General features: G+C 70.0%; 20 protein-coding genes. 7 read left to right on the forward strand and 13 right to left on the reverse strand.

Going from position 1 to position 25,382, the window contains the following annotated elements:
• Positions 1–36 precede the first annotated feature (36 nt).
• From GGR71_RS00580 to dxs, 7 genes are all read left to right on the forward strand, one after another.
• Positions 37–888 (forward strand): FHA domain-containing protein, encoded by an 852-nt coding sequence (locus tag GGR71_RS00580; protein ID WP_184451564.1) that lies wholly within the window; start codon positions 37–39, stop codon positions 886–888.
• Positions 885–4,127, forward strand: coding sequence for a serine/threonine-protein kinase (locus tag GGR71_RS00585; RefSeq protein WP_160957046.1), 3,243 nt, complete (start codon positions 885–887; stop codon positions 4,125–4,127). The genes GGR71_RS00580 and GGR71_RS00585 overlap by 4 nt, the downstream gene beginning before the upstream one ends.
• Entirely contained in the window at positions 4,124–4,843 is a 720-nt protein-coding gene (locus GGR71_RS00590; protein WP_160957047.1) for a sensor histidine kinase, read from the forward strand. Before GGR71_RS00585 ends, GGR71_RS00590 begins: the two co-directional genes overlap by 4 nt.
• A 112-nt stretch (positions 4,844–4,955) precedes the next feature.
• Positions 4,956–5,603 carry a response regulator gene (locus tag GGR71_RS00595; RefSeq protein ID WP_160957048.1) on the forward strand — a complete coding sequence of 216 codons (648 nt, stop codon included), beginning with the start codon at positions 4,956–4,958 and terminating at the stop codon, positions 5,601–5,603.
• Between the two features lie 104 nt (positions 5,604–5,707).
• On the forward strand, positions 5,708–7,492 hold the full coding sequence (locus tag GGR71_RS00600; protein WP_160957049.1) for an acyl-CoA dehydrogenase C-terminal domain-containing protein: 1,785 nt from the start codon (positions 5,708–5,710) through the stop codon (positions 7,490–7,492).
• 115 nt (positions 7,493–7,607) lie between these two features.
• Positions 7,608–8,267, forward strand: a complete 660-nt coding sequence (locus GGR71_RS00605; RefSeq protein WP_173003348.1) for an HNH endonuclease — start codon at positions 7,608–7,610, stop codon at positions 8,265–8,267.
• Between the two features lie 150 nt (positions 8,268–8,417).
• Positions 8,418–10,331, forward strand: a complete 1,914-nt coding sequence (gene dxs / locus GGR71_RS00610) for a 1-deoxy-D-xylulose-5-phosphate synthase (protein ID WP_160957050.1) — start codon at positions 8,418–8,420, stop codon at positions 10,329–10,331.
• A 121-nt stretch (positions 10,332–10,452) separates the two neighbouring features.
• Here the strand turns inward: dxs and GGR71_RS00615 are convergent, their stop codons facing one another.
• From GGR71_RS00615 to GGR71_RS00675, 13 genes are all read right to left on the reverse strand, one after another.
• Complete coding sequence (locus GGR71_RS00615; RefSeq protein ID WP_343160777.1) at positions 10,453–11,529, reverse strand: TraB/GumN family protein; 1,077 nt, start codon at positions 11,527–11,529, stop codon at positions 10,453–10,455.
• A gap of 32 nt (positions 11,530–11,561) precedes the next feature.
• Positions 11,562–12,032, reverse strand: coding sequence for a cupin domain-containing protein (locus GGR71_RS00620; protein WP_160957051.1), 471 nt, complete (start codon positions 12,030–12,032; stop codon positions 11,562–11,564).
• 75 nt (positions 12,033–12,107) lie between these two features.
• Positions 12,108–12,896 (reverse strand): WecB/TagA/CpsF family glycosyltransferase, encoded by a 789-nt coding sequence (locus GGR71_RS00625; protein ID WP_160957052.1) that lies wholly within the window; start codon positions 12,894–12,896, stop codon positions 12,108–12,110.
• Complete coding sequence (locus tag GGR71_RS00630) at positions 12,883–13,674, reverse strand: polysaccharide pyruvyl transferase family protein (RefSeq protein WP_160957053.1); 792 nt, start codon at positions 13,672–13,674, stop codon at positions 12,883–12,885. The genes GGR71_RS00625 and GGR71_RS00630 overlap by 14 nt, the downstream gene beginning before the upstream one ends.
• Positions 13,675–13,725: 51 nt before the next feature.
• The gene (locus tag GGR71_RS00635; protein WP_160957054.1) at positions 13,726–14,913 is read right to left on the reverse strand and encodes a glycosyltransferase; all 1,188 of its coding nucleotides are present in this window, start codon (positions 14,911–14,913) and stop codon (positions 13,726–13,728) included.
• Between the two features lie 52 nt (positions 14,914–14,965).
• Positions 14,966–16,468 (reverse strand): lipopolysaccharide biosynthesis protein, encoded by a 1,503-nt coding sequence (locus GGR71_RS00640; RefSeq protein WP_160957055.1) that lies wholly within the window; start codon positions 16,466–16,468, stop codon positions 14,966–14,968.
• Positions 16,465–17,514: a glycosyltransferase gene (locus GGR71_RS00645; RefSeq protein WP_160957056.1), complete on the reverse strand. Its 1,050-nt coding sequence runs from the start codon at positions 17,512–17,514 to the stop codon at positions 16,465–16,467. Before GGR71_RS00645 ends, GGR71_RS00640 begins: the two co-directional genes overlap by 4 nt.
• The gene (locus GGR71_RS00650) at positions 17,511–18,644 is read right to left on the reverse strand and encodes a glycosyltransferase family 4 protein (RefSeq protein WP_160957057.1); all 1,134 of its coding nucleotides are present in this window, start codon (positions 18,642–18,644) and stop codon (positions 17,511–17,513) included. The genes GGR71_RS00645 and GGR71_RS00650 overlap by 4 nt, the downstream gene beginning before the upstream one ends.
• A 43-nt stretch (positions 18,645–18,687) precedes the next feature.
• The gene (locus tag GGR71_RS00655; RefSeq protein WP_160957058.1) at positions 18,688–19,785 is read right to left on the reverse strand and encodes an acyltransferase family protein; all 1,098 of its coding nucleotides are present in this window, start codon (positions 19,783–19,785) and stop codon (positions 18,688–18,690) included.
• Positions 19,782–21,059 carry a polysaccharide biosynthesis protein GumE gene (locus GGR71_RS00660; protein WP_160957059.1) on the reverse strand — a complete coding sequence of 426 codons (1,278 nt, stop codon included), beginning with the start codon at positions 21,057–21,059 and terminating at the stop codon, positions 19,782–19,784. The genes GGR71_RS00655 and GGR71_RS00660 overlap by 4 nt, the downstream gene beginning before the upstream one ends.
• Before the next feature lie 178 nt (positions 21,060–21,237).
• Positions 21,238–22,698 carry an undecaprenyl-phosphate glucose phosphotransferase gene (locus tag GGR71_RS00665; RefSeq protein ID WP_160957060.1) on the reverse strand — a complete coding sequence of 487 codons (1,461 nt, stop codon included), beginning with the start codon at positions 22,696–22,698 and terminating at the stop codon, positions 21,238–21,240.
• Positions 22,699–23,009: 311 nt separating this feature from the next.
• Positions 23,010–24,446 (reverse strand): GumC family protein, encoded by a 1,437-nt coding sequence (locus tag GGR71_RS00670; RefSeq protein ID WP_160957061.1) that lies wholly within the window; start codon positions 24,444–24,446, stop codon positions 23,010–23,012.
• A complete protein-coding gene (locus GGR71_RS00675; RefSeq protein ID WP_048489932.1) occupies positions 24,443–25,135 on the reverse strand; it encodes a polysaccharide biosynthesis/export family protein in 693 nt (230 codons plus the stop codon). The genes GGR71_RS00670 and GGR71_RS00675 overlap by 4 nt, the downstream gene beginning before the upstream one ends.
• Positions 25,136–25,382: the final 247 nt, after the last annotated feature.

The raw sequence follows: 25,382 nt of genomic DNA on the forward strand, positions 1-25,382 counted from the left end.
ACCGGTCACCCGCAGCGCGACGGAGGACACGCCGCGATGCCCGCGCGCCTGACCGCCTATCTGCCCGACGCACCGGCGCCGACGCTGCTGCTCGCCAGCGGGCAGACCCTGGCGATCGGCCGCGCGGCGGACAACGCGCTGGCGCTGGAACACCCGTCGGTGTCGCGCTGGCACGCACGGCTGCAGCCGCAGGCCGACGGCCACTGGCAGCTGCACGACCTGGGCAGCAAGAACGGCAGTTTCCGCGACGGGGTGCGCGTGGCCGCGCCGATCGCCCTGGACACGGCGACCTGGCTGCGCTTCGGCGACATCTACGCCGAGTTCGCCCCGCTCAGCGTGGCCGATGCGGAACTGGCCGAACGCCGCCAGCGCGCCCGCTGCGACCGCGCCACCGCGCTGACCCAAGGGCTCGCCCAGGTCGGCGGACTCGACGATCTGCTCGGCGCCAGCCTCGACGCGGTGGTCGAACTGGCCCAGGCCGAGCGTGGCCTGCTGGTCCTCGCCGAACCGCAGGGCCCGCGCATCGCGGCCAGCCACGGCACCGGGCCGCTGCCGCTGCAGCACGGCCTCGCCGGCAGCGAGGGCGCCGTGCAACGCGCGCTGCGCGATGGCCAGGCCACCGTCGCCCACGACGTCGGCGGCGTGCCGTGGCTGGCCGAGCGCGCCTCGGTCTGCGCCGCCGGCCTGCGCACCCTGCTGTGCCTGCCGCTGCGCGACGGCACGCGCGTGCTCGGCGCGATCTATGCCGACAGCCGCCGCGCCGGCAGCGCCATCGGTGCGCTGGACATGCAGTTGCTGGAGGCTTTCTGCGAGCGCGCCGCGCTGTGGATCGCCGCGCGCCAGGCGCTGCGCGACAGCGGCGCGGAACAGGGTCCTGGGCCGGCATGAGCGACGCGGCCACTGCCACCGGCCTGTACGCGCAGGAAAGCCTGGCTCCAGGCGAGGTGCTGGCCGGCCGCTTCCGCATCGAACGCCTGCTCGGCATCGGCGGCATGGGCCTGGTGTACCTGGCGCACGACCAGGCGCTGGGCATCGACGTGGCGGTCAAGCTGCTGCGCCCGGAACTGGCGCAGCGGCCGCAGGCGTTCGCCCGCTTCCGCCAGGAACTGCTGCTGGCGCGGCAGGTGTCCAGCCCGCACGTGGTGCGCATCCACGACCTGGCCGAACACGCCGGGCGCTGGCTGATCAGCATGGACTACGTGGAGGGCGAGTCGCTGGAAGCGCGGCTGCAGCGCGAGGAACGGCTGGACGTCGAGACCGCCTTGCGCATCGCCGGCGACATCGCCCGCGGCCTGCAGGCGGCGCATGCGCGCGGCGTCGTGCATCGCGACCTGAAGCCGGCCAACATCCTGCTGCAGCGCGGCGGGGATGCGCTGATCAGCGACTTCGGCGTGGCCTGTTCGATGGCCAGCAGCGGCCTCGGCGCGACCCTGGGCAACGTCATCGGCACGCCCGCCTACCTGTCGCCGGAACAGGCGCGCGGCGATGCGCTCGACCCGCGCAGCGATCTCTACGCGCTGGGCCTGATCCTGTACGAAATGCTCGCCGGGCAGGTGCCGTTCGCCGGCGGCACCCTGTCCGAGACCCTGGCCCAGCGCATGCTGCGCGAGCCGCCGCCGGTGGACCGGCTGCGCGCGGACGTGCCGGCCTGGGTGGTGCGGCTGCTGCAGCGACTGCTGCGCCCGCAGCCGCGCGACCGGCTGCAGCACGCCAACGACGTCATCGTGGCGATCGAACGCCGGCAACTGCCGCGCGATCGCCGGCGCTGGCGCCGGCTCGCCCTGGGTCTGGCCGCGCCCCTGGCCGGCGCGGCCCTGCTCGGCGCCGGCGCCTGGCAATGGCAGGCGCAACGCGCCAGCGCCCCGCCGCCGGTGGTCGCCGCGCAACCGCTGCCGCGCCTGCTGGTGCTGCCGCTGGCCGGCGACCCGGCCAGCGCCGAACAACGCCTGGCGCTCGGCGCCTGGCTGCGCGGCAGTCTCGGCGAAACACTGACCGTGGTCGACGACGAACGGACCCGCCAGGCGCTGCGCCAATACGACCCCACCGGCCAGGCGCCGTTGGACGTGGCGGCGCTGCGCCGGCTCGCCTCGGCGCAGCGCGTGCTGCAGCCGAGCCTGCAACGCCAGGGCGCCGGCTGGCGTTTGCAGGCGCTGCTGCATCCGGCCAGCGGCGCGGCGCAACACATCGACGGACCGGTCGCCGCCGATCCGGCCGCGGCCTACGTCGCCTGGCTGCCGATCGCGTCCAGGGCGCTGCTCGCCGCGGGCACCCCCCTGCCCGACGACCTGCCCGCGCCCGCCGCGCTGCGGGCGTACGCGCGCGGCCTGGCGGCGCAGCAGCACGACGACAGCGCGCAGGCGCTGCAGCAGTTCGCCGAGGCCAGCGCGCAGGCGCCGCAATCCGCGCCGTTGCGCCTGGCCGAGGTGGTCGCGGCGCAAGCCATCGGCGAAGAACAAAAAGCCAGCGCGGCGTTGCACGCGCGCATGCCTACAGCACCGGCGCGGCCGCGCACCCTGGCGCTGCTGGCGGCGCTGCGCCTGGAAGCCGAAGACGATCTCGCCGCCGCCGACAACGCCTGGCAGGCGCTGGCCACGGCCCGGCCCGACGACAGCGTGGTGCAACTGCAGGTCGCGCGCGTGCAGGCACAGGCCGGCCATCTGGACGCGGCACGCGATCGCCTGCGCGCGCTGGCGCAGCGCGATCCCGACGACCCGCGGCTATGGCTGGCGCTGGGCAAGCTGGCGATCCTCAGCGGCAACGCCGCCACCGCGGTGGACGACGACCTGCTGCGCGCGCAACTGCTGTTCCGCCGCGGACGCGACCTCTATGGCGAGGCGGAAACGGTGAACGCGCTGGGCGTGGGCTACGGCCGCCTCGGCCTGGCCCAGCAGGCGCAGGCCCAGTACCTGCGCGCCGTGGAACTGCGCCGACAGGTCGGCAATCGCCGCGGCGTGGCCACCAGCCTGCGCAACCTGGCCGGCACCCTCAGCATCGGCGGCGCCTTCGCCGAGGCCGAACAGAAGCTGCAGCAGGCGCAGGCGCTGTACGTCGAACTCGGCGACCGCGACGGCCAGGCCGCCGCCGCCAACGAACTCGGCCTGCTGGCCGAAGAGCGCGGCGACTACCCGCAGGCGCTGCAGGCGTTTCGGGGCGCGCTGACGGCCTGGCGCGCGCTCGGCGATGCGCACGGGGTCGCCGAGACGCTCAACAACATCGGTTTCGCGCATTTCCAGTTGGGCGACCTGGACAGCGCGCAGGCGTTCTGGGAGCAGGCCGCGCGCGCCTATGCCGACCTCAACGACGCCACCGGCCGCGTGCGCACCGCGCAGAATCTCGGCCTGCTGGCCACCGCGCGCGGCCACTGGACGCAGGCGCAGACCTTGCTGAGCCAGGCGCTGCGCGAGGCCGAGCGTCACCAAATGCTCGAGGAAGTGGCGGTGAGCCGGCGCAACCTGGCCGAACTGGCGTTCTGGCAGGGCCAGCGCACGGTGGCGCTGACCGAACTGGACCAGGCGCAGCGGCTGTTCCAGCAGAGCCGCGATCAGCGCGGCCAGACCGACATCGCCCTGCTGCGCGCGCAAGTGTGGCTGGCGCTGGACGACCCGGCGCAGGCGCGGCTGGCGCTGCAGCAGGTGCAGCGGCAAGCGCCGGCCTCGGTGTCCAGCGAACAGCGTGCCAGTGCCGCGCTGCTGCAGGCGCAACTGGACCAGCGCGATGGCAACGCCGCTGCAGCCGCCACGTCGCTGCGCCAGGCCGAGGCGCTGGCACGCGCCAGCGGTACCCGCCTGCTGCAACTGCAGGTGCAGGTGCAGGCGGCGCACGACGAATCCGCCCTGACGTCGCTGGACGCCGACGTCGCGCGCCTGGGCAATGCCGGGCTGCGCCTGCGTTACCTGCAGCAGGCGCTGCGCTACGGCGCGGCCGACCAGGTGGCGGCACGCTATGCACAGGTGCAGGCCCTGCTGCTGCGCGGCAGTCCGCTGTTCGCCGCGGCCCTGCACACGCAGGCCGCGCAGCGCCTGGACGCGCTCGGCGACCACGCCGCCGCGCAACGCGCCCGCCGCGCCGCGGCGCAGGCTGCCGGCGGTTCCGCTGTCGCGCGCACGGGAGACGGAGCCACGCCATGAACGACGCCGCCGCGACCGCCGCCGAACGCTACCGCCTGCTGCTGCAGCGCCTGGAAGCCAACGAGCGCGAGTTCCGCCGTCTCGGCCGCGCCGTGGTCAAGGTCCAGGAGGACGAGCGCCGGCGCCTGGCGCGCGAGCTGCACGACGGCGTCGGCCAGAACCTCACCGTGCTCAAGCACCGGCTGGCGCAATTGGGCGCGGCGCTCGGCGCGGCCGACGCGGCGCTGCGCGCGCCGCTGGAGGACGCCATCCAGCTGTGCACGCAGGCGCTGGAAGACACCCGGCAGATGTCGCGGCTGCTGCGCCCGCCGATCCTCGACGACCTGGGGCTGGAGGCGGCGCTGGGCTGGCTGGGCCGCAGCCAGTCCGCCGCCGGCGCCACCCCGGTCACGGTCGAGATCGGTCCGCTGCCGGCGCTGGACGAAGCGCTGCAGACCCTGCTGTTCCGCAGTGCGCAGGAAGCACTGACCAATGCGCTGAAGCACTCGGCGGCGCAGTCGGTGCTGCTGCGGTTGGTCGCACGTGACGGCTGGGCGCACCTGCAGGTGCTCGACGACGGCCGCGGCTGCGACCCGCAACAGGCGCTGGTGGCCGGCGGCAGCGGCCTGAGCGGCCTGCGCGAACGCCTGCGCCTGAGCGGCGGCAGCCTGCGCCTGCAGTCGTCCCCGGGCGAGGGTTGCTGCGTGCAGATCCGGGTCCCGCTGGAGGCCGATTGAACGTGATTGCCCTGCCCCGTCCCGACACCCGCGCGGCCGTGCACACGCCGCGATCGGCACTGTCGCCGCGAGTTCCCGCCTATCACCACCAGCACCACGGACACGCACCGGCATGAGCGCACCGATCCGCGTGCTCATCGCCGACGACCACACCCTGGTGCGCGAAAGCCTGGTCGCCGTGCTCGACGCGATCGACGGCATCCAGGTGGTGGCGCAGGCCGCCGACGGCGTCGAGGCGCTGGCCAAGGCCGAGGCGACCAGCCCGGACGTGGCGATCGTGGACATCTCCATGCCGCGGCTCAACGGCATCGACGTGGTGCGGCGGCTGTGCGAGAGCGTGCCGCTGGCGCGGATCCTGGTGCTGACCATGCACGAGGAACACGAATACGTGCTGCACGCGGTGCGCGCCGGCGCCTCCGGCTACCTGCTCAAGGATAGCGCCAGCGCCGACCTGATCGCCGCGGTGCGCAACCTGCACGCCGGCCGCGGCCACTTCTCGCCGCAGGCCGCGCAGGCGCTGGTGACGCAGATGCAGCAGCCGCAGGCGCTGCCACCCGACCCCTACCGCAGCCTGACCGCGCGCGAACGCGAGGTGTTCCACCTAATCGTCGAGGGCCGCACCACCAAGGAGATCGCACGCGTGCTGCAGATCAGCGTCAAGACCGCCGAGAACCACCGCTTCCGCGTGCTCAACAAGCTGGGCATGCGCAATACCGCCGAACTGGTGCGCTACGCGGTGCGCCACGGCCTGCTCGACTGAACGACGCCGCGCGCCGGCAGAGTCGGTGCGGCTGCGCATACTCCATACGCCATAGTATCCTGGCGACCTCGGCCGCGCCGCGGCCCTCGTCACGAGTCGATCGCATGAGCACCTATCAAGCCCCGTTGACCGATCTCCGCTTCGCGCTGCACAACGTGCTGCAGGTAGAGGCATTGTTCGCCCGCCTCGGCCATGCCGAGGCCAATGCCGAACTGATCGATGCGGTGCTGGAGGAAGCGGCGCGCTTCACCGGCACCGTGCTGGCGCCGCTGAACCGGGTCGGCGACGAGCACGGCTGCACCCTGGACAAGGCCACCGGCGCGGTGACCACCGCGCCCGGCTTCCGCGAGGCCTACCGGCAGTTCGCCGAGGGTGGCTGGACCGGGCTGACCGCCGCCGCCGAGTTCGGCGGCCAGGGCCTGCCGCATACCCTGGGCGTGCCGCTCAACGAGATGGTCAACGCCGCCAACCTGGCCTGGGGCAACTTCCCGCTGCTGTCGCACGGCGCGGTCGAAGCGCTCAAGCAGCACGGCGAGGCGTGGCAGCAGGAGGTGTTCCTGAAGCCGCTGGTGGACGGCCGCTGGACCGGCACCATGTGCCTGACCGAACCGCACTGCGGTACCGACCTGGGCCTGCTCAAGACCCGCGCCGAGCCCAACGCCGACGGCAGCTGGTCGGTCAGCGGCACCAAGATCTTCATCACCGCCGGCGAGCACGACTTCACCGACAACATCGTGCACCTAGTGCTGGCGCGCCTGCCGGACGCGCCGGCCGGCGCCAAGGGCATCTCGCTGCTGGTGGTGCCGAAGTTCAAGGTCGCCCGCGACGGCAGCGTCGGCGAGCGCAACGCGCTGCGCTGCGGCTCGCTGGAGCACAAGATGGGCATCCACGGCTCGGCCACCTGCGTGATGAACTTCGACGGCGCCGAGGGCTACCTGGTCGGGCAGCCGCACAAGGGCCTGCAGGCCATGTTCACCATGATGAACACCGCGCGCCTCGGCGTCGGCCTGCAGGGCATCGGCCTGTCCGAACGCGCTTACCAGAACGCGCTGCACTATGCGCGCGAGCGGCTGCAGTCGCGTTCGCTCAGCGGCGCCAAGCTGCCGGAGAAGCCGGCCGACCCGATCCTGGTGCACCCGGACGTGCGCCGCATGTTGCTGACGGTCAAGGCGCTGACCGAAGGCAGCCGCCTGCTCGCGCTGCACGCCGCGACCCTGATCGACATCGCGCACAGCGCGCAGGACCCGGCCGAGCGCGAGCAGGCCGACGTGCTGGTCAGCTTCCTCACCCCGATCTCCAAGGCCTGCCAGACCGAGTGGGCGGTGGAGAACACCTATCACGCGCTGCAGTGCTTCGGCGGCCACGGCTACATCCACGAGCACGGCATGGAGCAGTTGGCCCGCGACGCGCGCATCACCACCCTGTACGAAGGCACCACCGGCATCCAGGCGCTGGACCTGATCGGGCGCAAGACCGCGTCCAGCCAGGGCGCCGGGCTGAAGCTGTTCCTGGCGCAGATCGAGGCCTTCCTGACCGAGCACGCCGACAACCCGGCAGTGGCCGAATTCGTCGCCCCGCTGCGCGAGAAGGCCGCCGAGTGGGCGGCGCTGACCAAGCGCATCCTGCAGCGTGCCGCCGGCAACCCCGAGGAACTGGGCGCGGCCAGCTACGACTACGTGTTCTATTCCGGCTACGTGGTGCTGGCCTACTGGTGGGCGCGCAGCGTGGCCGCGGCCGAGGCCTCGGCGCACGGCGAGGCGTTCAAGCAGTCCAAGCGCGAGACCGCCCGCTTCTACTACGCCCGCCTGCTGCCGCGCACGCTGACCCACGCCGCGGCCATCGACAGCGGCGCCACGCCGCTGATGACGCTGGCCGACGCGCAGTTCTGACGCAGCACGTCCACGTCCGCGCGCGCAGCTCCGGCACGCATGCCGTGCCGGAGTTGCACGGCCCGCCGCGGCCGATACACAAACCGTCACCAATCGGGTATAAGCTGTTTTCCCGATGGAGACAGACACAACAACGCTTGGTCTGATCGATACCGGGGCCTGCGGCGCCTCGGCCGCGGTCCCGTCGCCTGCGGCGTCCCCTTCCCACCTGCCTTCGGTCCGGCTGCTGTCGCTGGACGCGCACGGGCGCGTGCTGGACTGGATCAACTGGCAGGATGCCGCCTGTCTGTACGCGCGCGGCGCGGTCGCCTGGACCCTCGGCGAGCCGTGCCTGCACATCCATGGCGGTATCAGTCGTGCCAGCGGCGAGCGCAGCGTGCTGGAGCTGCATCCGATCATCGCCGCGCGCGGTCACGCGCATGCGCGTGCGCTCGACCCTACCCCGACCCTGACCAATACCGCGCTGTTCGCCCGCGACGCGCAGCTGTGCCTGTACTGCGGCCAGCAATTCAGCCGCCCCCAGCTCACCCGCGATCACGTGCTGCCGGTGTCCAAGGGCGGCCGCGACATCTGGGAGAACGTGGTCACCGCGTGCTTCCACTGCAACTCGCGCAAGGGCAACCGCACCCCGCAGCAGGCATCGATGCCGCTGCTGGCGGTGCCGTACCGACCGAGCTGGATCGAGCACCTGATCCTGTCCAACCGCAACATCCTGGCCGACCAGATGTCGTTCCTGAAGGCGCAGTTGCCGAAGCGCTCGAAGCTCTCGTTGTAGCCACACGGCGTCACGCCGCCCTCACGCCTGCTGCGACGGATTGCCGCACCCCGGCCGAAACCGGCCATCCACGCGCCCGCGACTGAACGGGTTGATTGCGCGTGCCCGGAATGGAGAGGAAAATGACAGGTCCGCTGAACCTCCATTCCGATGATCGACCCCACCCGCTATCCGCGCCTCTCGCGCATCCAGGTCCCCGCCGAACTGCGCCGCTTCGATGAATCGGAGCTGCCGGCCATCGCCGAGGAACTGCGCGCCTTTCTGATCGAGTGCGTCGGCAAGAGCGGTGGCCATTTCGGCGCCGGGCTGGGCGTGATCGAACTCACCGTCGCCCTGCACTACCTGTACGACACGCCGGTCGACCAGCTGGTGTGGGACGTCGGCCACCAGACCTATCCGCACAAGATCCTCACCGGGCGCCGCGACCGCATCCACACGGTCAAGCAGGCCGACGGCGTGGCGCCGTTCCCCAAGCGCGAGGAAAGCGAGTACGACACCTTCGGCGTCGGCCATTCCTCCACCTCGATCTCGGCCGCGCTGGGCATGGCGGTGGCGCTGCAGCGCATGGGCGACGAGCGCAAGGTGGTGGCGGTGATCGGCGACGGCGCGATGACCGCCGGCATGGCCTATGAGGCACTGAACCACGCCGGCGGCATGGACCCGGAACCGAACCTGCTGGTGATCCTCAACGACAACCGCATGTCGATCTCCGAGGCAGTCGGCGGGGTCACCAAGATGCTGGGGCGGATGAGCGGCAGCAAGACCCTCAACGCCATCCGCGAAGGCGGCAAGAAGATCCTCGGCGACAAGAAGAGCAACCCCACCGCGCGCTTCGTGCGGCGCTGGGAGGAGCACTGGAAGGGCATGTTCGTGCCGTCCACGCTGTTCGAGGAAATGGGCTTCCACTACACCGGCCCGATCGACGGCCACGACCTGCCGGCGCTGCTCGGCGCGCTGAAGACGCTCAAGACCCTCAAGGGTCCGCAGCTGCTGCACGTCATCACCACCAAGGGCAAGGGCTACGAACTGGCCGAAGGCGACCAGATCGGCTACCACGCAGTCGGTCCGTTCGATCCGAGCAAGGGCCTGGTCGCCAAGCCGGGCGCCAAGGCGCCGACCTACACCGACGTGTTCGGCGACTGGATCTGCGACATGGCCGCGGCCGAGCCGGCGCTGCTGGCGATCACCCCGGCGATGCGCGAGGGCTCGGGCCTGGTGCGCTTCAGCAAGGAGTACCCGCAGCGCTACTTCGACGTGGCCATCGCCGAGCAGCATGCGGTGACCCTGGCCGCGGGCATGGCCGTGCACGGCGCCAAGCCCGTCGTGGCGATCTATTCCACGTTCCTGCAGCGCGGCTACGACCAACTGGTGCACGACGTGGCGGTGCAGCAGCTCGATGTGCTGTTCGCGATCGACCGCGGCGGCGTGGTCGGTCCGGATGGCGCCACCCATGCCGGCAACCTGGACCTGAGTTTCCTGCGCTGTGTGCCGCACTTGGTGGTGATGGCGCCGGCGGACGAAGCGGAGTGCCGGCAACTGCTCAGCACCGGCCTGCGCCATCCTGGCCCGGCCGCGGTGCGCTACCCGCGCGGCACCGGTCCCGGGGTCGCGCCGGGGACCACGCTGGAAGCCCTGCCGATCGGCAAGGCGCAGCTGCGCGCGCAAGGCCACACGGTGGCGCTGCTGGCGTTCGGCGCGACCCTGGCGGCGGCCGAGCAGGTCGGCCGCGAGCTCGGCCTGAGCGTGGTCAACATGCGCTTCGTCAAGCCGCTGGACCGCGCCTTGCTGCTGGAACTCGCGCAGAGCCACGAGGGCTTCGTGACCATCGAGGACAACGTGGTGGCCGGCGGTGCCGGTTCCGGCGTGGCCGAACTGTTCAACGCCGAAGGCGTGCTGCGCCCGGTGCTGCACCTGGGCCTGCCCGACGCGTTCCAGCACCACGCCAGCCGCGAGCAGTTGCTGGCCGAAGCCGGCATCGACGCCGCCGGGATTCGTGCCGCGGTGTGGAAGCGCTGGCCGCAGCTGGCGACCAGCACCAGCGCACCGCGTACTGCGGCTGGCTGATCGACGCGGTCATCGGGTGCGGCACGGCGTCGGCGCGTGCCGTGCCTGTCACGCTTGCTTGCATGCGCCATCGCGCACGCCTCAAGCCCCCCTCGCGGGCGATCCGCCTTACTGCGACGCGCTAGGGCGCGATGACTTCATCGCCTCGGGCGCGCAGCTTGTCCAGCGGCCCGCCAGGCTCCTGCAGGGTCTGCATCGGCAACGCCGCGAAACTGGAGCGGTTCTGCGCCAGCGCCCGTTCGGCCTCCTGCAGCCAGGCCGCCATTGCACGCTGGCGCACATCGCCCAGGCCCAGCTTGCGGGCGATCGCCGCTTCGCCGACCGCGTCCAGGCAGACCCGGTACTGGTCGTTGGCGGGAAGTGTGGCGAGCGTGGCCAGATCGCCTTCGGACCAGGCATTGGCGCGCTGACGCATCGTCTCCAGGTCGCGATCGATGACCTGCAGGGTGCGCGCGAAACAGGCACTGTCGTTGAGCGAGGTCGCGCGGAATTCCTGCAGCGCGCGCTTGGCGTCGGGCACCTTCACCTCCACCACCACCGGCACGATCGGCACCTTGGCGCGCTTGGCCGCACGCTCGATCACCGGTTGCACGACGCTGCCCAGGCTCAGGCCGGATTTGCGCATCGCCGCTTCGTACAGTTCCTGCGCGGCGAACACCGGCCGCCACCGTTCCACGCCGGCGTCGCGGCCCAGGTAGCGCGCCTTCAACGGCAGCCAGCGCGCATACAGGTCCGGCGGCAGCACCTGCTGCAACGTGCGGTCGTCGGGATTGCGCCGCGCCTTCAGCAGGGACGGCAGCAGCATCAGGCTGCGGAATACGCCCAGGCCCGAGTCCAGGGTGAGGGTCGGCGCCGTGATCACCTGTTGCGACTGGGCGATCACCCGCTCCACTTCGCCCGATTCCCACTGCATGCGCTTGGGCAACGGCGACACCGTGCCGAGGATCCACAACACGTGGTCGCCGCGGCGGACCTGCCACAGCCCCGGGCCCGGCTGGCGCCCGCTCACCAGCACCGCGTCCAGGTCGACCACCGGTGGGTTGGTTGGCGCGGTGGCGCGTGGTGGCGGCGACGCGGGCAGCGTGGTCTGCGCCTGTGCGGCAGGCACAGCGACCACCGCCAGCAGCCCGGCCACCAGGCACAGCAGCGTCCGCACCTGCCGCGCGGCGCGCTCCACCTTGGTCATCGCGGGCAGCACGCGCCCCCTGCTCCACCCTGATCGCGGCGCCATCAACCGTCCAGTGCGGGCAGGTGCGCGGCCAGCGGATCGCTGTCGGCCAGCAATTCGAAGCATTCCCAGAGAAAGCCGGGCGCCACTACGCAGCGCACCAGGCAGTAGTCGGCCAGCGGCCGCGCCGCCTGCCAGGTGCCGGCCGCGATCACCACCGAGGGCATGCCGCCGCGTTCGCTGGCATCGAGCCGATAGCGCTGCAGGCCGTGGTGCGGATCGAAGCCGAACAGCTCCAGCGCGCCGCCTTCTTCCCACTGCCAGGTCTCGTCGGCATCGATGCGGTGCCAGCGGCTGACCTCGCCGCGCTCCAGCAGGAAGCGGATCGCGGTACAGGCCGGGCGCAGCGTCTGTTCGTGCTGCACCGTCAAGGCCGAGGTATGCACGCGCGCATAGCGCCCGCCTTCCGGGTGCGGCAGCAACGACAGGTCGCGCACCAGGGCGGCGATTCGGAAGGCGGCGGCACTGGACATGCATCCAGTCTAATCCCGTCGCGTGGCCGCGCGCATGTCAGCCGACGCGATCCGCGCGGCGGCTGCCCGCCCCGTTCATGCCTGGGGCAGCGAGTCGTGGGCGGGCGCTGGCGCCAGCCGTCGGCGGTGGCGCAGGCACAGGGCGAAGAACACCAGCAGATCCCAGCTGTAGCGCTTGAGCAGGCGCCGAGGCTCGCGCAACAGGCGATAGATCCATTCCAGGCGCAGCCGGCGCACCCAGGCCGGCGCGCGCCGGGCGGTGCCGGACAGGAAGTCCAGCAGCGCACCGACGCCGAACGCCAACGGCACCTGCAGGTGCCCCGCCTGTTCCAAGAGCCAGCGTTCCTGCAGCGGATTGCCGAACGCCACCAGCAGCACGTCGGCGCCGCTGGCGTTGATGCGCGCGGCGAGGTCTTCGCCGGCGGCGGCGAACTCGGCATAGCCGTCGCAGGTACCGACCACCTGTTGCCCCAGCGACTGCCGCAAGGTCTGCGCCGCGGTGTCGGCCACGCCGGGACGGCCGCCGAGCAGGAAGAAGCGCAGCGGCCGCGCGCTCTTACGGCACAGCGCCGGAATCAGGTCGGTGCCGTTGAGGTTGCCGGCGAAGCGGCGGCCGTGCACCAGCAGCGCGCCCAGGTCCATGCCGATGCCGTCGTTGACGATGCGCACGTCCGGCGCGGCCAGGCGCTCGCGCAGGGCCTGGCACTGCACCACGAAGTTGGTGTTGGCGAAGAACACCTGGCGGCGCTCGCCGCGCGCCAGCGCCTGCAGCAAGCTGGCGACGAAATCGGCTTCGGTGCTGCGCAGGATCGGATAGCCGCCCAGCGCCAGCACCTCGCCCGTCGCGCGCTCACCAGAGGTCATGCGGAAAGCTCTCCAGCAGGCCGCGTTGCACCGCCGCTAGGTCGAACACGGTGTTGCCGCCCAGCGCCACGCATTCCTCCACCGTGTGCCCGGCGTGCCAGCGGCCGCGGCCGGTGCCCGCGTAGTAGTCGTCGTACTTGAAGCGGTCCTCGCCGTTGCCCCAGTCCAGGTACACCGAGGGCACGCCATAGGCTTCGGCTAGGATCAGCCCGTGCAGGGAACTGGACACGACCAGGTCGGCGCCGAGCAATTGCCGCACGAACGCGGCCGGCTGGCGGTTCGGCAACACCAGGTGATCCTTGTAGCCGGCGTACTTGTCCAGCGGTTCGTTGAAATGCGGCACCACCAGGAACGGTCGCCGCGCAGGCGACGGCGCCAACGCCTCGCGCGGGAAGAACAACGGCATCAGCAGGCCCGGGTCGCCGTAGACCTCCGGCACCTGCAGGCCGCGCTCGCGCAGGAACGCGCGGGTCTTGGGCCCGCGCACGGCGCGCACGTCGAGCTGGCGGAAAGTGTGGCGGTCGGCAGGGATCTTGCCGTTGACGCCGCTGCCCCAGACCGTGTCGCCGTCGCGGGCGAAATGCAACACCGACCCGATCGCGATCAGCCGCGTGCGCTTGTCGCGCTTGTCCAGCAGGGTGCGATCGCGCTGGCCGAGCACGTTGGAGACGATGATCTTGGAAAGATGATCGCCGACGTTGATCTCGCCATTCTTCGGCTTCCACCAGAACAGCGCCCGGCGCTCTTCGTAATCGATCCATTTTTGCAATGCGGACATCGGTCCTCCTTGGTTGCGCGGGGATACGGCGAACACGCCGACGGCGTGTGCTCAGGCCGTGCCGTCGGCGAACAGACGTGTCTCCGGATAGGCGGCCGGGTCCAGCACCCGGTCGGTGGTGTCGGACCAGCTCAGGCACTGGCGATGGCGCACGTGCGGCGCCTGCAGCGCCTGCCCGATCGCAGCGACGATGGAGGCCTCGTCGCCCGGGGTGTAGCCGAAGCGCGAGGGATAGCGGCCGACCACGGCATTGGGACACACCGCCGGCAGGCCGAAGAAGTCGTACTGCAGCAGCTTCATCGAACTGTCGGCAAGGTAGGCCGGCACCTGTTCGGAGGCGTACGGGGCGATGCCGAAGCGCGCGTGCTTGATGTAGCGGATGGTCTCGGCGTGCTTCATCTCGCCGTACACCACCACGTTGTCACCATAGCCCGGCGCGCGGCCCATGCCCGAGCCGATGACGTGGAAGGTGACCTGCGGGAAGGCGCGACTGGCGGCGACGAAGAACTCGGGATCGAACAGCATCGAACCCACCGCCACCGCGTGGATGCCCTCGCCGTACGGCGACGGGTCGCCCAACGTGTGCAGGTCGTGGTCCACACCGTGGCCGACGTGATACAGGTTGTGGCGGCTGGCGACCTCCTCGGCCATCGCCGGCGACACCAGCGCGATCACGTCCAGGCTCGGCGCCACGCGGTCGAACTCGCGCTCGATGTAGTCGGCGACATTGATCGTGCTCAAGCCGTCGGAGGCGCGGTACACCTTGCGCGCGGCCGGGTTGATCCGCGCCGCCAGCGCGATGAACGCCACCGCGATGCCGCTTTCGAACACGATCACGTCGGCCTCGCGCATCCAGCGGATCAGCGTGGCCGGCGCGCGCGCCGCGTAGAGCTTGAACATCAGGTCTTCCAGCGGCCGCAGCCAGCGCCGCCGGGTGTTGAACGGATGCAGCAGCGCGCGCCACAGATAGCAGTCCACACCGTTGTGGCGGACCACCTGGTTGGCCGTAGCGTCCAGCGGCAGGCGCAGGTCGCCCTTGAGTCGCGACAGCAGGCTGTAGCGCAGCGAGAAGAAGCGCGTGGTGCCGCGCTTGGCCAGCTCGTCGGCGATGAAGTGGATGTTGGCGCGGCGCGGCGTGCGGTAGTCGTGCGCCGACAGCACCAGATAGCACGGCGCGCGGCTGCTGGTGGCCGCGCTCGGCGCCGACGCGGGCAGCGCCGCTGCGGAAGAATCGCTCATGCGCTCGCTCCTAGGCGGGTTGAAGGGAAAGAAAGACGCGGCAGTCCGGTGTTCATCGCGGTCCCCGCGCCTGGCGCAGCAACGTGCGCATCTGCAGGATCGCCAGCACGTCGCGGCGGAACGCCGGCCACAGCGCGAACACCAGCAGGCAGCCCAGCGCCATCACCACCGCGCCGACGATCAGTTGCAGCCACAACGACGTGCCACCCCATTGCTGTGCGGCGAAGTAGGCGGCGACACCGCAGACGCCATAGCCAAGCACCGCGCGCAAAGCGTTGTTGAACAGCTCCCAGGCAGGAATCTGCGGCGCGATGCGCGCGATCCAGATCACCGACAACGGCCACATCACCAGCAAACCCAGGGTGTAGCCCACGGTCACGCCCATCACGCCCCACAGCGAGCCGGCGAAGATGCAGGCGATCAGCATCACCCGTCCAACCACCGAGTACACCAGCTGTTGGCGCATCAGGCCAAGCGCCAGGAACACCCAGTAGGTCGCGTAGGAGGCGGTCTGGAAGATGCCGCCGAGGGTCAGCACCTGGAACAGCGGCACCGCCGGCCGCCACTGTTCGCCCAGCACCAGCACGATCAGCGGCATCGCCAGCGCACAGGCGAAGGAAAACAGCGCCACGATCAGGTGCACCATCACCGTCTGCCCGCGCAGCAGGAAGTTGCCGAAGCGCGGCGGGTCGTCCTGCAGCTGCGACAGCACCGGCAGCGCCACCGAGGTCGCCGGCGCGTTGATCTGGTTCAGCGGCATCATCAGCAGCTGAAACGCGCGGTTGTACAGGCCCAGCGCCTCGGCGCCGATGCGATGGCCGATGATCACCTGGCCGACGTTGCGGCTGGCGTAGCCGAGCAACTGCGCCGCCATCAGGTTCCAGCCGAAGCTCAGGAAGGTGCGCATCGGCGCGTCACGCCGATAGCCGCGCGGCAGCCAGCGTGCGCAGGCGCCGGCGATCAACAGGTTGACCAGCGCCTGCACCACCTGCTGCCAGACCAGTGCCCAGTAACCGTAGCCGGCCAGGGCCACGCCGACGCCGGCCAGCAGGCCCAGCACCTGCGCACCGACGTCGCTCAGCGAGACCTGGCCGAAGCGCAGCGCACGGCTCAGGTGCGCGCGGTACTGGGTGGTCATGCCGTTGAGCAGGAAGGTCACCGCCAGCGCCTGCGAGATGCCGAGCAAGGCCGGCTCGCGGTAGAAGTGCGCGATCCACGACGAGGACAGGAACACCACGACCGCCAGCAGCAGGCCGATGCCGCTGTTGATCCAGAACAGGTTGTCGCGCTGCTCGCGGCTGACATGCTTGGCCTGGATCGCCGCCGAGGACAGGCCGAAGTCGCGCAGGATCTCGGCCATGCCGACGATCGCGGTCACCATCGCCATCAGGCCGTAGTCGTAGGGCGTCAGCAGCCGCGCCAGCAGAATGATGCCGCCGAACTGCACCACCATCTTGGCCAGTTGCCCGGCCATGGTCACCGCCGCACCGCCTGCTGCGCGTGCGCCCAGCCCAGGTTGCGGCGCTGCCGGCCGCGGGGTCTCGGCGCTGCTCATGCGCCCTCCCCGCGGCGCGCGGTCAGCGCCTGCAGATAGCTGCGGTAGTGCTGCAGGCCGATGCCGTTCCAGTCGCGCTGCGACAGGTCCGGCACGGCGTCGGCCGGTAGCTGCTGCGCGTGCGCCAGGGCCTGCGCCAGTTGCGCCGCGTCCAGCTCGCCTTGGTACAGCTGCACCCACTGCGCGCCGACTTCATCGGCGATGGCGGCATTGGCTTCGCTCCACGGCGCCAGCACCGGGCGCGCCAGCGACAGCGCCAGCAGCAGGGTGCCGGAGTTGTGCATCTGCCGGTACGGCAACACCACCAGTTCGGCCTCGCCGATCTCCTGCGCCAGCACCGCGTCCTCCACGTACTGCAGGCGCGCGCTGATCCGCGGATCCTCGGCGCAGGCGCGCTCGACCACGCCGCGGATCTGCGCATCGATCGGATTGCCGGCGATGCGCAGGCTGAGCTGCGGATCGCGCAGCGCGCCGAACGTCGCGATCAGCGTCTCCACGCCCTTGTAGGGGCGCAGCAGTCCGAAGTGCAGCAGGCGCCCGGGCACCCGCGGCGGTTGCGGCAGCGGCGCGTACCAATCGCGGTAGTGGCCGTGCAGGATGGTGTCGGTGGCCGGCGCGCGCGCGGGCGTGGTCGCGTTGATACGGATCCAGCGCGCGGTCTGGCGGTCGATCCAGCGCAGCAGCAGGCGTTCGCGCCAACCCTTGTCCTCGTGCGGCGCCACGTTGTGCAGGGTGCGCACCAGCGGCACCCCGGCCAGGCGCAGGCGCAACAGCAACAGGGCGACGCAGACCTGCTTGGCCAGCGTGCCGAGCGCGGTGCGATGCCGCAGCAGGTACTCCGGCCAATGCAGGTGCAGCACGTCGTAGCGCGACAGCAACGCCGCGCGCATCGAGAAGAAGCGTAGCTGCACCTGCGGCGGCAGTGCCGCGTAGAGCTGGGTCAGGTAGGGATTGGTGGTCGCGGTCGGGCGCTCGGTGGACAGCAGCACGGTGACTGCCGGCGCGGCCTGCTGCGAAGCGCCGTGGCGCTGGCTCTCGCCGCTCATCGGCCGACCTCCGCGCCGCCCAGCGCCAGGCGGTATTCGTCCAGATAGGCACCGACCACGCGATCCCAGTCGTAGCGATGCGCATAGGCCATCGCCGCTGCGCGCTGCGCGGCGAAGTCCGCATTGGTGCCAGCGGCGAAGGCGCGCACCGTGGCCGCGGCGGCCTGCGGGTCGGCCGGATCGACCAGCACGCCCTGCCCCGATTCGCGCTGCAGGCGCGCGAACGGCGGGATATCGCTGAGGATCGGCAACAGCCCGGCGCTCATCGCTTCCACCGCGGCCAGGCCGAAGCCCTCGTGCCGCGACAGGCACACGAAGTACTGCGCGCTGCCGAGCAACTGCGCCAGTTGCGCCTGGGTCGGCGCCACCTGCAGGCGCACCCGCTGCTGCAGGCCGCGCTCGGCGATCGCCTGCTGCAGGTCGGCCACGCTGAAGTCGTATTCGCGCCCGGCCACGATCAACTGCCAGGCCGGATCCTGCGCGGCCAGTGCACGCAACAGGTCCAGGGTCTCCAGCAGGCCCTTGTTGACCGACCAGCGCCCGAAGTAGATCAGCGTGCGTCCTGGGGTGGCGCTGCCCTGCCCGGCGAACTTGTCCACATCCACCCCGTTCTCGATCACCCGCAGCCGCTGCGGCGCGACCACCTGCGAGAACAGCCGGCCATCGTTCTCGCTGGTCGCCACCACCCGCGCATAGGCGAGCGCCGAGGCACGGGTGAGGGTCTTGAACCAGAGCATCTTCAGGCGCGAGGCATAGGTGGTATGGAAGAAACCGCCATGGGTGGACACGATCATCGGCACACGGTGCAGCGGCCGGGTCAGGGCCAGGAAGTCGTAGAAGAAGTCGATACCGTGCACATGCAGCAGATCCGCACCGCGCACAGCGGACAGTACCGACGGCGCCAGCGGGTAGCGCGAGGAACCGCGATACGGCAAGCGCACGATCGGCACGCCCTGATGACTGTCGCGCGGCGCCAGGCGCTGCTGCGGATCGGTGAACACCCGCTCCAGGCTCACCACTTCGACCTGGTCGCGGCCCTGCTGCAGATGGCGGCGGGCGATGTTCAGTACCACCTCCTCCATGCCGCCGACCGACGGATGGAACTGGCGCACCACATGCACCACCTTCATGCCCGGCCTCCGTCGCTCATACGCGCGACGCATAGCGCCGCCCTCATGCCGTCGCTCCCGCGACCGCGCTGCGCCGCACGCCGATCATCCATGGCGCGACCCGCACCAACACCACGCGGATCGGCACGCTGGCCAGCACCGCCAGCACGCTCACCGACACCGCCCAGGCCGGTCCCCAGGCATCGCCGCGGACCAGGCCGGTGCGCGCGGCGACGCCGGCCATCACCGAGAACAACAAGGTGTGCGTGCACAGGATCAGCAAGGTGTTGCGCCCGATCCACTGCAGCCAGCCCCAGTGCTGCACCAGGCCGGCGACGCACACCGCCATGCCGCTGCCGAGCAGGCTGGCGGCGAGGAACCCCAGCGGGGAATCGCCGAACTTGAGCATGTTCACGTCGACGCGGCCGTTGTGCCAGGCGATCGCGAACCAGGCCGCGCCCAGCAGCACCGCCGCCAGCGCATTGCCGGCCGGCTGTGCCGGCCACCAGCGCGTCCGCGTCGCGGCGAGCGCGCCGATTGCGAAGAAGCACAGCGCCACCGGCAGCACGTCCAGGGAGAACGGCAGGCGCATGTCCTGCCCCGGAAACCAGCAGGCCCAGCCCCAGGCCAACGGCAGCGACAGAGCGGCCAGGGCCTGCACCGACAACGTCCGCCGCAACGCCAGATACGCCAGCGTGGTCACGAACAGCGCCGGCAGGAACCACAGCGCCGGCATCACGTAGAGCTTGGGGCCGATGCCGCTGACCAGGCCCAGCAGCGGCTCCCACCATGGCCGGTCGCCCCACAGCTGCGCCTTGCTGCCGATATGCCGGGTCAGCATCCAGTACGCGTAGGCGACAAAGAAGAACGCCACATACGGCAGCAACAGGCTACGCGCCAGCTTGCCGACCGTGGCCAGGGTCAGCGGGCGATTGCCGAAGGCCTCGCCGACCCAGCCCGACAACAGGAAGAACATCGGCACATGGAAGCTGTAGGCCAGGATCACGTAGGCGTGCGGAATGCCCTTGGCATGGCCGAACACCACCAGCAGGATCGCAATCGCCTTGGCCGCGTCGATACGCATGTCGCGCGGCGCACCCGCCCGTGCGCTGCGCGCCTGCGCCGGCACGGACGCGGAGACGGCCGTGGCGGGCGCGCTCATGCCGGCACCGCCGGAATCCGCGAGACCGGGGCCGGCCCCGCCGGCAACGCGGACGCATCGCGCAGGCGCGGCGCCATCTGCCACAGGCAGCCGCACACGAACCACCACAGCGCCGCGGTCTTGATCGAGAAGTAGCCGTTGGAGACCAGCAGGCTCAGCGAGAAGGCGAAGATCAGCAGGTTCTTGAACAGCTGTCCTTCAATGGTGCGCATCAGCATCGCGAACGAATAGGCCAGCAGGAACGCCAGCACCAGCAGCACCGACTGCGAGGAGATGAAGTAGGCGATGCCGCTGTCGAAGTAGCGGTACGGCTGGTCCACGTCCAGCCCCATCCACGCCTCGGCGCTCATCCTGCGGATCGAATCGACGGTGAAGAACACCCGCCCCAGTGTGGTGTCCTCATAGCTCTGGATGCCCGAGGCCCACACCAGCAGCCACGCCCCGCCCATCACCGCGAAGAAGATCAAGAAGCCCAGGCGCTGGTCCATGCGCAGCAGCAACGGACTCAGCAGCGCCATCATCACGCAGGTGCCAGCGGCCAAGCGTCCGTCCGAGGCCACGATCAGGAAACCGATCATCGCCACCGAGGCGACGACCGCCAGCGGCCGCATCCAGCGCCAGAAGGTCAGCAGGATCGCGGTGAAGAAGATGATGAAGTTGCCCATCGTCACCGGCTCGATGAACACCGAGGAGGCGCGCGGCAGGTTCGATGACGGCAGGAAGTTGCGTGCGCCCGGCCGCGTCGCGCTGACGAACAGGTTGCTGTCCTGGTTCCAGAAGCTCGACGCGCTGGCGCCACGCGCATTGACGAAATAGCTCTTGGGGTTGACCACGTCGCCGTAGACCTTGGGCAGCGCCAGTTCGAACACCGCCACCAGAGAGACCAGCAGCGCCATGCGCACAAACATGCGCGGCAGCGAGCCGGTATAGGCCGCGCCAAGCAGCAAAAAGGCGAACGGGATCAGCGCATCGCGGAAGAACTTCGGATCCAGCGACCAGGCCAGGAACAGGCGCACCAGCATCAGCAGCGCCAGTAGCGCGATGCCGGTGAACACCATCGCCATGCGCTTGCGGTCCAGCGCGCGCAGGCCGAGCAGGAAGCAAGCGGCGTACACCGCCAGTTCCACCGCATAGGTCATCGCCGGGCTGACCCGGAACACTTTGGCGTTGATCACCGCCAGCACGAAGTTGTAGCCGATGGCGAACAGCAGCACCAGTTCGATCAGCAGGTTGCGGCGCTGCTCGCGCAGCGGCATGTCCGGCGCGCTCAGCATGCGCAGCTCCCTGCGGCAGCAGCACACCGCGCGCCAACGCCGGGATGCATCGCCACCAGACGCTGCACACGCGTAGGGGGCGTGAGGTCATTCGACGCAGGCAGGACAGAAACGACGGCGACGCGGAGGCGACGCCGGCGCTGTACACGGTCGGCGGGAAGAAGACGCATCGGGCGCATCAGTAGGCGGTCTTCTGCCCAAGCACCTTGAACGCGGTCAGCACGATGATCCGCGTGTCCAGCCACAGCGACCAGCGACGGATGTAGTCCAGGTCGTACTGGATGCGCTTCTTCATCGTGCGCAGCTCCGGCGTCTCGCCGCGGAAGCCGTTCACCTGCGCCCAGCCGGTGATGCCCGGCTTGACGTAGTGCCGCTGCATGTAGTGGTGGATCAGCTTCTCGTAGTGGGTGTTGTGCTGCGCCGCGTGCGGACGCGGCCCCACCACCGACATGCTGCCACCGAGCACGTTGAACAGCTGCGGCAGCTCGTCCAGGCTGGTGCGGCGCAGGAACGCGCCGAAGCGGGTCACCCGGCTGTCGCCGCGCGTTGCCTGCACCACCACGTCACTGGGCTCCTGCTGCACGCGCATGGAGCGGAACTTGTACATGTAGAACTCGCGCCCGCCCAGGCCGTGGCGGCGCTGGCGGAAGAACACCGGGCCCGGCGAGCTCAGCTTCACGCCCACCGCGATCGCCAGCATCAGCGGCCACAGCACGGCCAGCGCGGCCAGGGCCACCAGCTTGTCCTGCAGCGCCTTGGCGACCACGAAGTAGGTGTTGCGGTCCACACCACCCTGGCGCAGGTTGATCACCGGCACGTTGCCGATCTGGTCGCCGGACTGGTTGAGCATGCCGAAGTCGAACAGGTCCGGGATCAGCCTGACCTGGATCGGATAGCGGTCCATGCGCTGCAGCAGTTGCTTGATGTGGTCGCGCTCGCCCAGCGGCAGCGAGATCCACACCTGCTCGACCTGGTGGTCGTCGAGGTAGTCGATCAGCGCGTCCGCGCTGCCCTCGCCCAGGCACTGCAGCTTCTGCGGATGGTCGGCCACCGACAGGTCGTAATCGCTGCTGAAGTAGCCGACCACCTGCATGCCCACCCAGGGATTGCGGCTCAGGTAGTTGTGGATCTTCACCACCGGATGGCGCAGGCCCACCACCACCACGCGCTGCACGTCCACGCCCTCGGAGCGCAGCCGGTTGAGCACGCCGCGCACCAGCGTGCGCGAGAGCAGCAGCGTCGCCAGGCTGGTGACGAACCAGGTACCGATCCACAGCCGCGAGACCTGCTGACCGAACTGCACCACGAAGGCATGCATGGCGAACAAGGCGAACACGCCGCCACAGGCCAGGCTCAGCACCATCATTTCGCGCAGCAGGCCGCGCCCGCGCCAACTGCGGTACAGCGGGAACAGCGCGAAGCAGATCACCGCGTACAGCAACGTGGTGCCGATCGCCACCCGGTACGCCGGTTCCGGCATCCAGGTGCCGAACAGCAACCGGTGGGTCAGCAAGGCGCCGCCGACCATGACGGTCAGGTCGGAAACGCGCAACAGGATGTCTGCCGCAGCCGCGTACTTGGACAGCATGCGCGGCGAGGAGGTCGTATAGGTGGCGCTACTCAGGTCTGCCAAAAGCATGATCGGGATTCCTATCCAAACCCGGTCGATCGGCATGCGGGGGAACATGCGACGTCGCCGGGCCTCGATTTCGCCTGCCTGTGGACCGCTGCGGCGCCTCCCTCGCCGACCCCAGGTCCACGGCAGCCCGTGATTACTTCAACAGAACAACGTCTTCGTACAACCGCGCTGGAAAGTAATGGAGCACCTCATTGCTTAGCTGAACCACGTATCACCTCACTGAAGACTGTGCGTCGAACCGATGCCGATGTGTGCGTTGCGGCACGCGCTCGCGCCATGCGCGGTGCGTCGCCATCGCGCTGCGACATCCCTCACGTCGAGGCCGCCGCGGCGGCTTCGGCCTCACGGATGAAGTAGCGCACCAGCGCCACCGCCACCGCCAGGAACAGGCCGAACACGAAGGCCAGCGCCAGGCCGAGCAGCTTCTTCGGCGAGCTCGGCTTGCCCGGCACATCGGCGCGGTCGACGATCGAAATGTTGTTGGTGCCCACGTTGCCGACCACGCCGATCTCCTTGTAGCGCTGCAGCAGCGCGTCGTAGAGCTGGCGGTTGGTGTCGGCCTCGCGGCGCAGCATGGTGTAGCGGATGCTGCGGGTCTGCAGGTCCAGTTCGTCGTTCTTCAGGGCGGCGATGCGGTCGGCCAGCAGGGTTTCCTGCTGCCGCGCCGCCTCGTAGTCGTTCTTCAGCGCGCTGCGGATATTGGCGATCTCGTTGGCGATCTGCCGCTTGGTCTCGGCGATCTGGTTCTGCAGGCGCTGCATTTCCGGATAGCCAGGCTGGAACGTGGCCAGCTTCTGCTGGTAATCGGCGGTCAGCTTGGCCTGTTCGGTGCGCAGGCTCTGGATCAGCGGACTGCTGACCACCTGCGGCAGGCCCATGCCGTCGCCGATGCCGGCCTGGCGCCAGGCCGCTTCGGCCTTGATCCGCGCGTCCTGCGCCGCGGCCAGGCGCACATTCAGTTCGCTCATGTTCTGCGTCGGCAGCGACGGCTTGTCCTCGCCCATCGACACGATCTGTTCCTGGCTGGAATAGTCGACCGCGTTCTTCTCCGACTCCTCGACCTTGTCGCGCAGTTGCGCCAGGCGTTCGGACAGGTAACGCGCGGCGAACGAGGACGCCTGCAGGCGGCGCTCCTGGGTCGAGGCGATGAACATCTTGGCGTAGGTGTTGGCCACGCGCGTGGCCAGCACGCGATCGGGCGAATCGAAATTGATCCGCACCAGGCGCGAGTCGCGGACCGGCTCGATGGTCAACGCATCCAGCACCGGGCCGACCAACGCATTCTCGGCCGCGGCGACGCGCGCCTGCGGCGTCGGCGCCCGCCCGTCGCCGTTGTCCTGCAGCTTCTCCAGGGCCTCGTCGACCAGCGGCTTGAACGCTGGCGCCTCGGTCAGCTTGGCCTCGCGGATCACCTGCCGCGCCAGCGAACGGCTGCCGAGCAGCTCGTACTGGGTCTGGTAAAAGTCGCGATCCTGCGGCGATTCCACCGGCATCAGGTTGGCGACGTTGGCGACGTTGAGCGATTCGCGCTCGATCTGCAGCACGCTGGTGGCGCGGTACTTGGGCGTCATCAGCAGCATCACCAGCAGCGCCAACAGCACCACCGCCGCGGTGATGCCGACGATCAGCCAACGCTGGCGGTACAGCGCATTCCAGTAATCCAGCAGGCCGATGTCGGCCGGACTCAGCGGCGCCGGCGCGGTGCGCGGACGCGGTGCGGAGGCGGGAGGCAAGGTGGAGGCACTCATCGGTAGGCCCTCCAGACCATCACGAACGGGGTCAGTTGCACCACGGTACGCAGCAACACCAGCGCATCGGAGCGGTACACCACCACGATGTCGCCGCCGTAGATCGCCGGATCGGGCGCGGCGCCCTTCTGGATATCGCGCAGATCGAAACGGGCCAGCATCTTCTGCCCGCCGACGGTACGGAACACCACCACGTTGCCGCGGCTGGCCACGTCGCTGACGCCCTTGCCCAGCGAAAGCGCCTGCTGCAGGGTCAACGCGGAGCCCTGGATGGGATAGATGCCGGGCTCGCTGACCGCGCCGGTGACCGTGACCCGGTTGCCGGTGAACTCGTCGACCAGCACCGACACCTGCGGATTCTGCAGATAGCCGTTGCGGTAACGATCGGCGATCTCCTTCTGCAGGGCGTTGACGCTGGAGCCGGCGGCCTTGACGTCACCGATCAGTGGCAGCGAGATGCGGCCCTCGTTGTCGACCCGCACCTGGCGCTCCAGATCGTCGACCTGGAACACCTTGACCGTGAGCAGGTCGCCCGGGCCGAGCAGGTATTCCGGCTTGCCCATGGACGCAGCAAGCGGATCGCCCGGCGGCAGGTCCGACCGCATCGCCGGCCCGCTGTTGCATGCCGACAGCAGCGCCAGGCAGAAAAGGGCCAGCGCCCAATGGAAGGTCACGGAAAGTTTACCCATGCGCGATGCTGATGCCCTCTGTCGAATGGTTTTCGAAGCGCCGCACTCGTCCAGCCGGCCAGGGTTCCGTCCCGGCCGGGGGATGATTACGGTGTCAATTCCTGCCTGGGACGAACGGCCCTGGCCAACAGCGAAGCTTCGTGTTGCAACGCACTATGGCACAGGCATCTGCCGTCACCAAGGCGTTACCCGACATTTTTTTGACGCAGTAACGGGAGGGTTCAACTACATGTCCGGCGATTCAGCG

The sequence above is a fragment of the Xanthomonas sp. F1 genome (assembly GCF_014199855.1).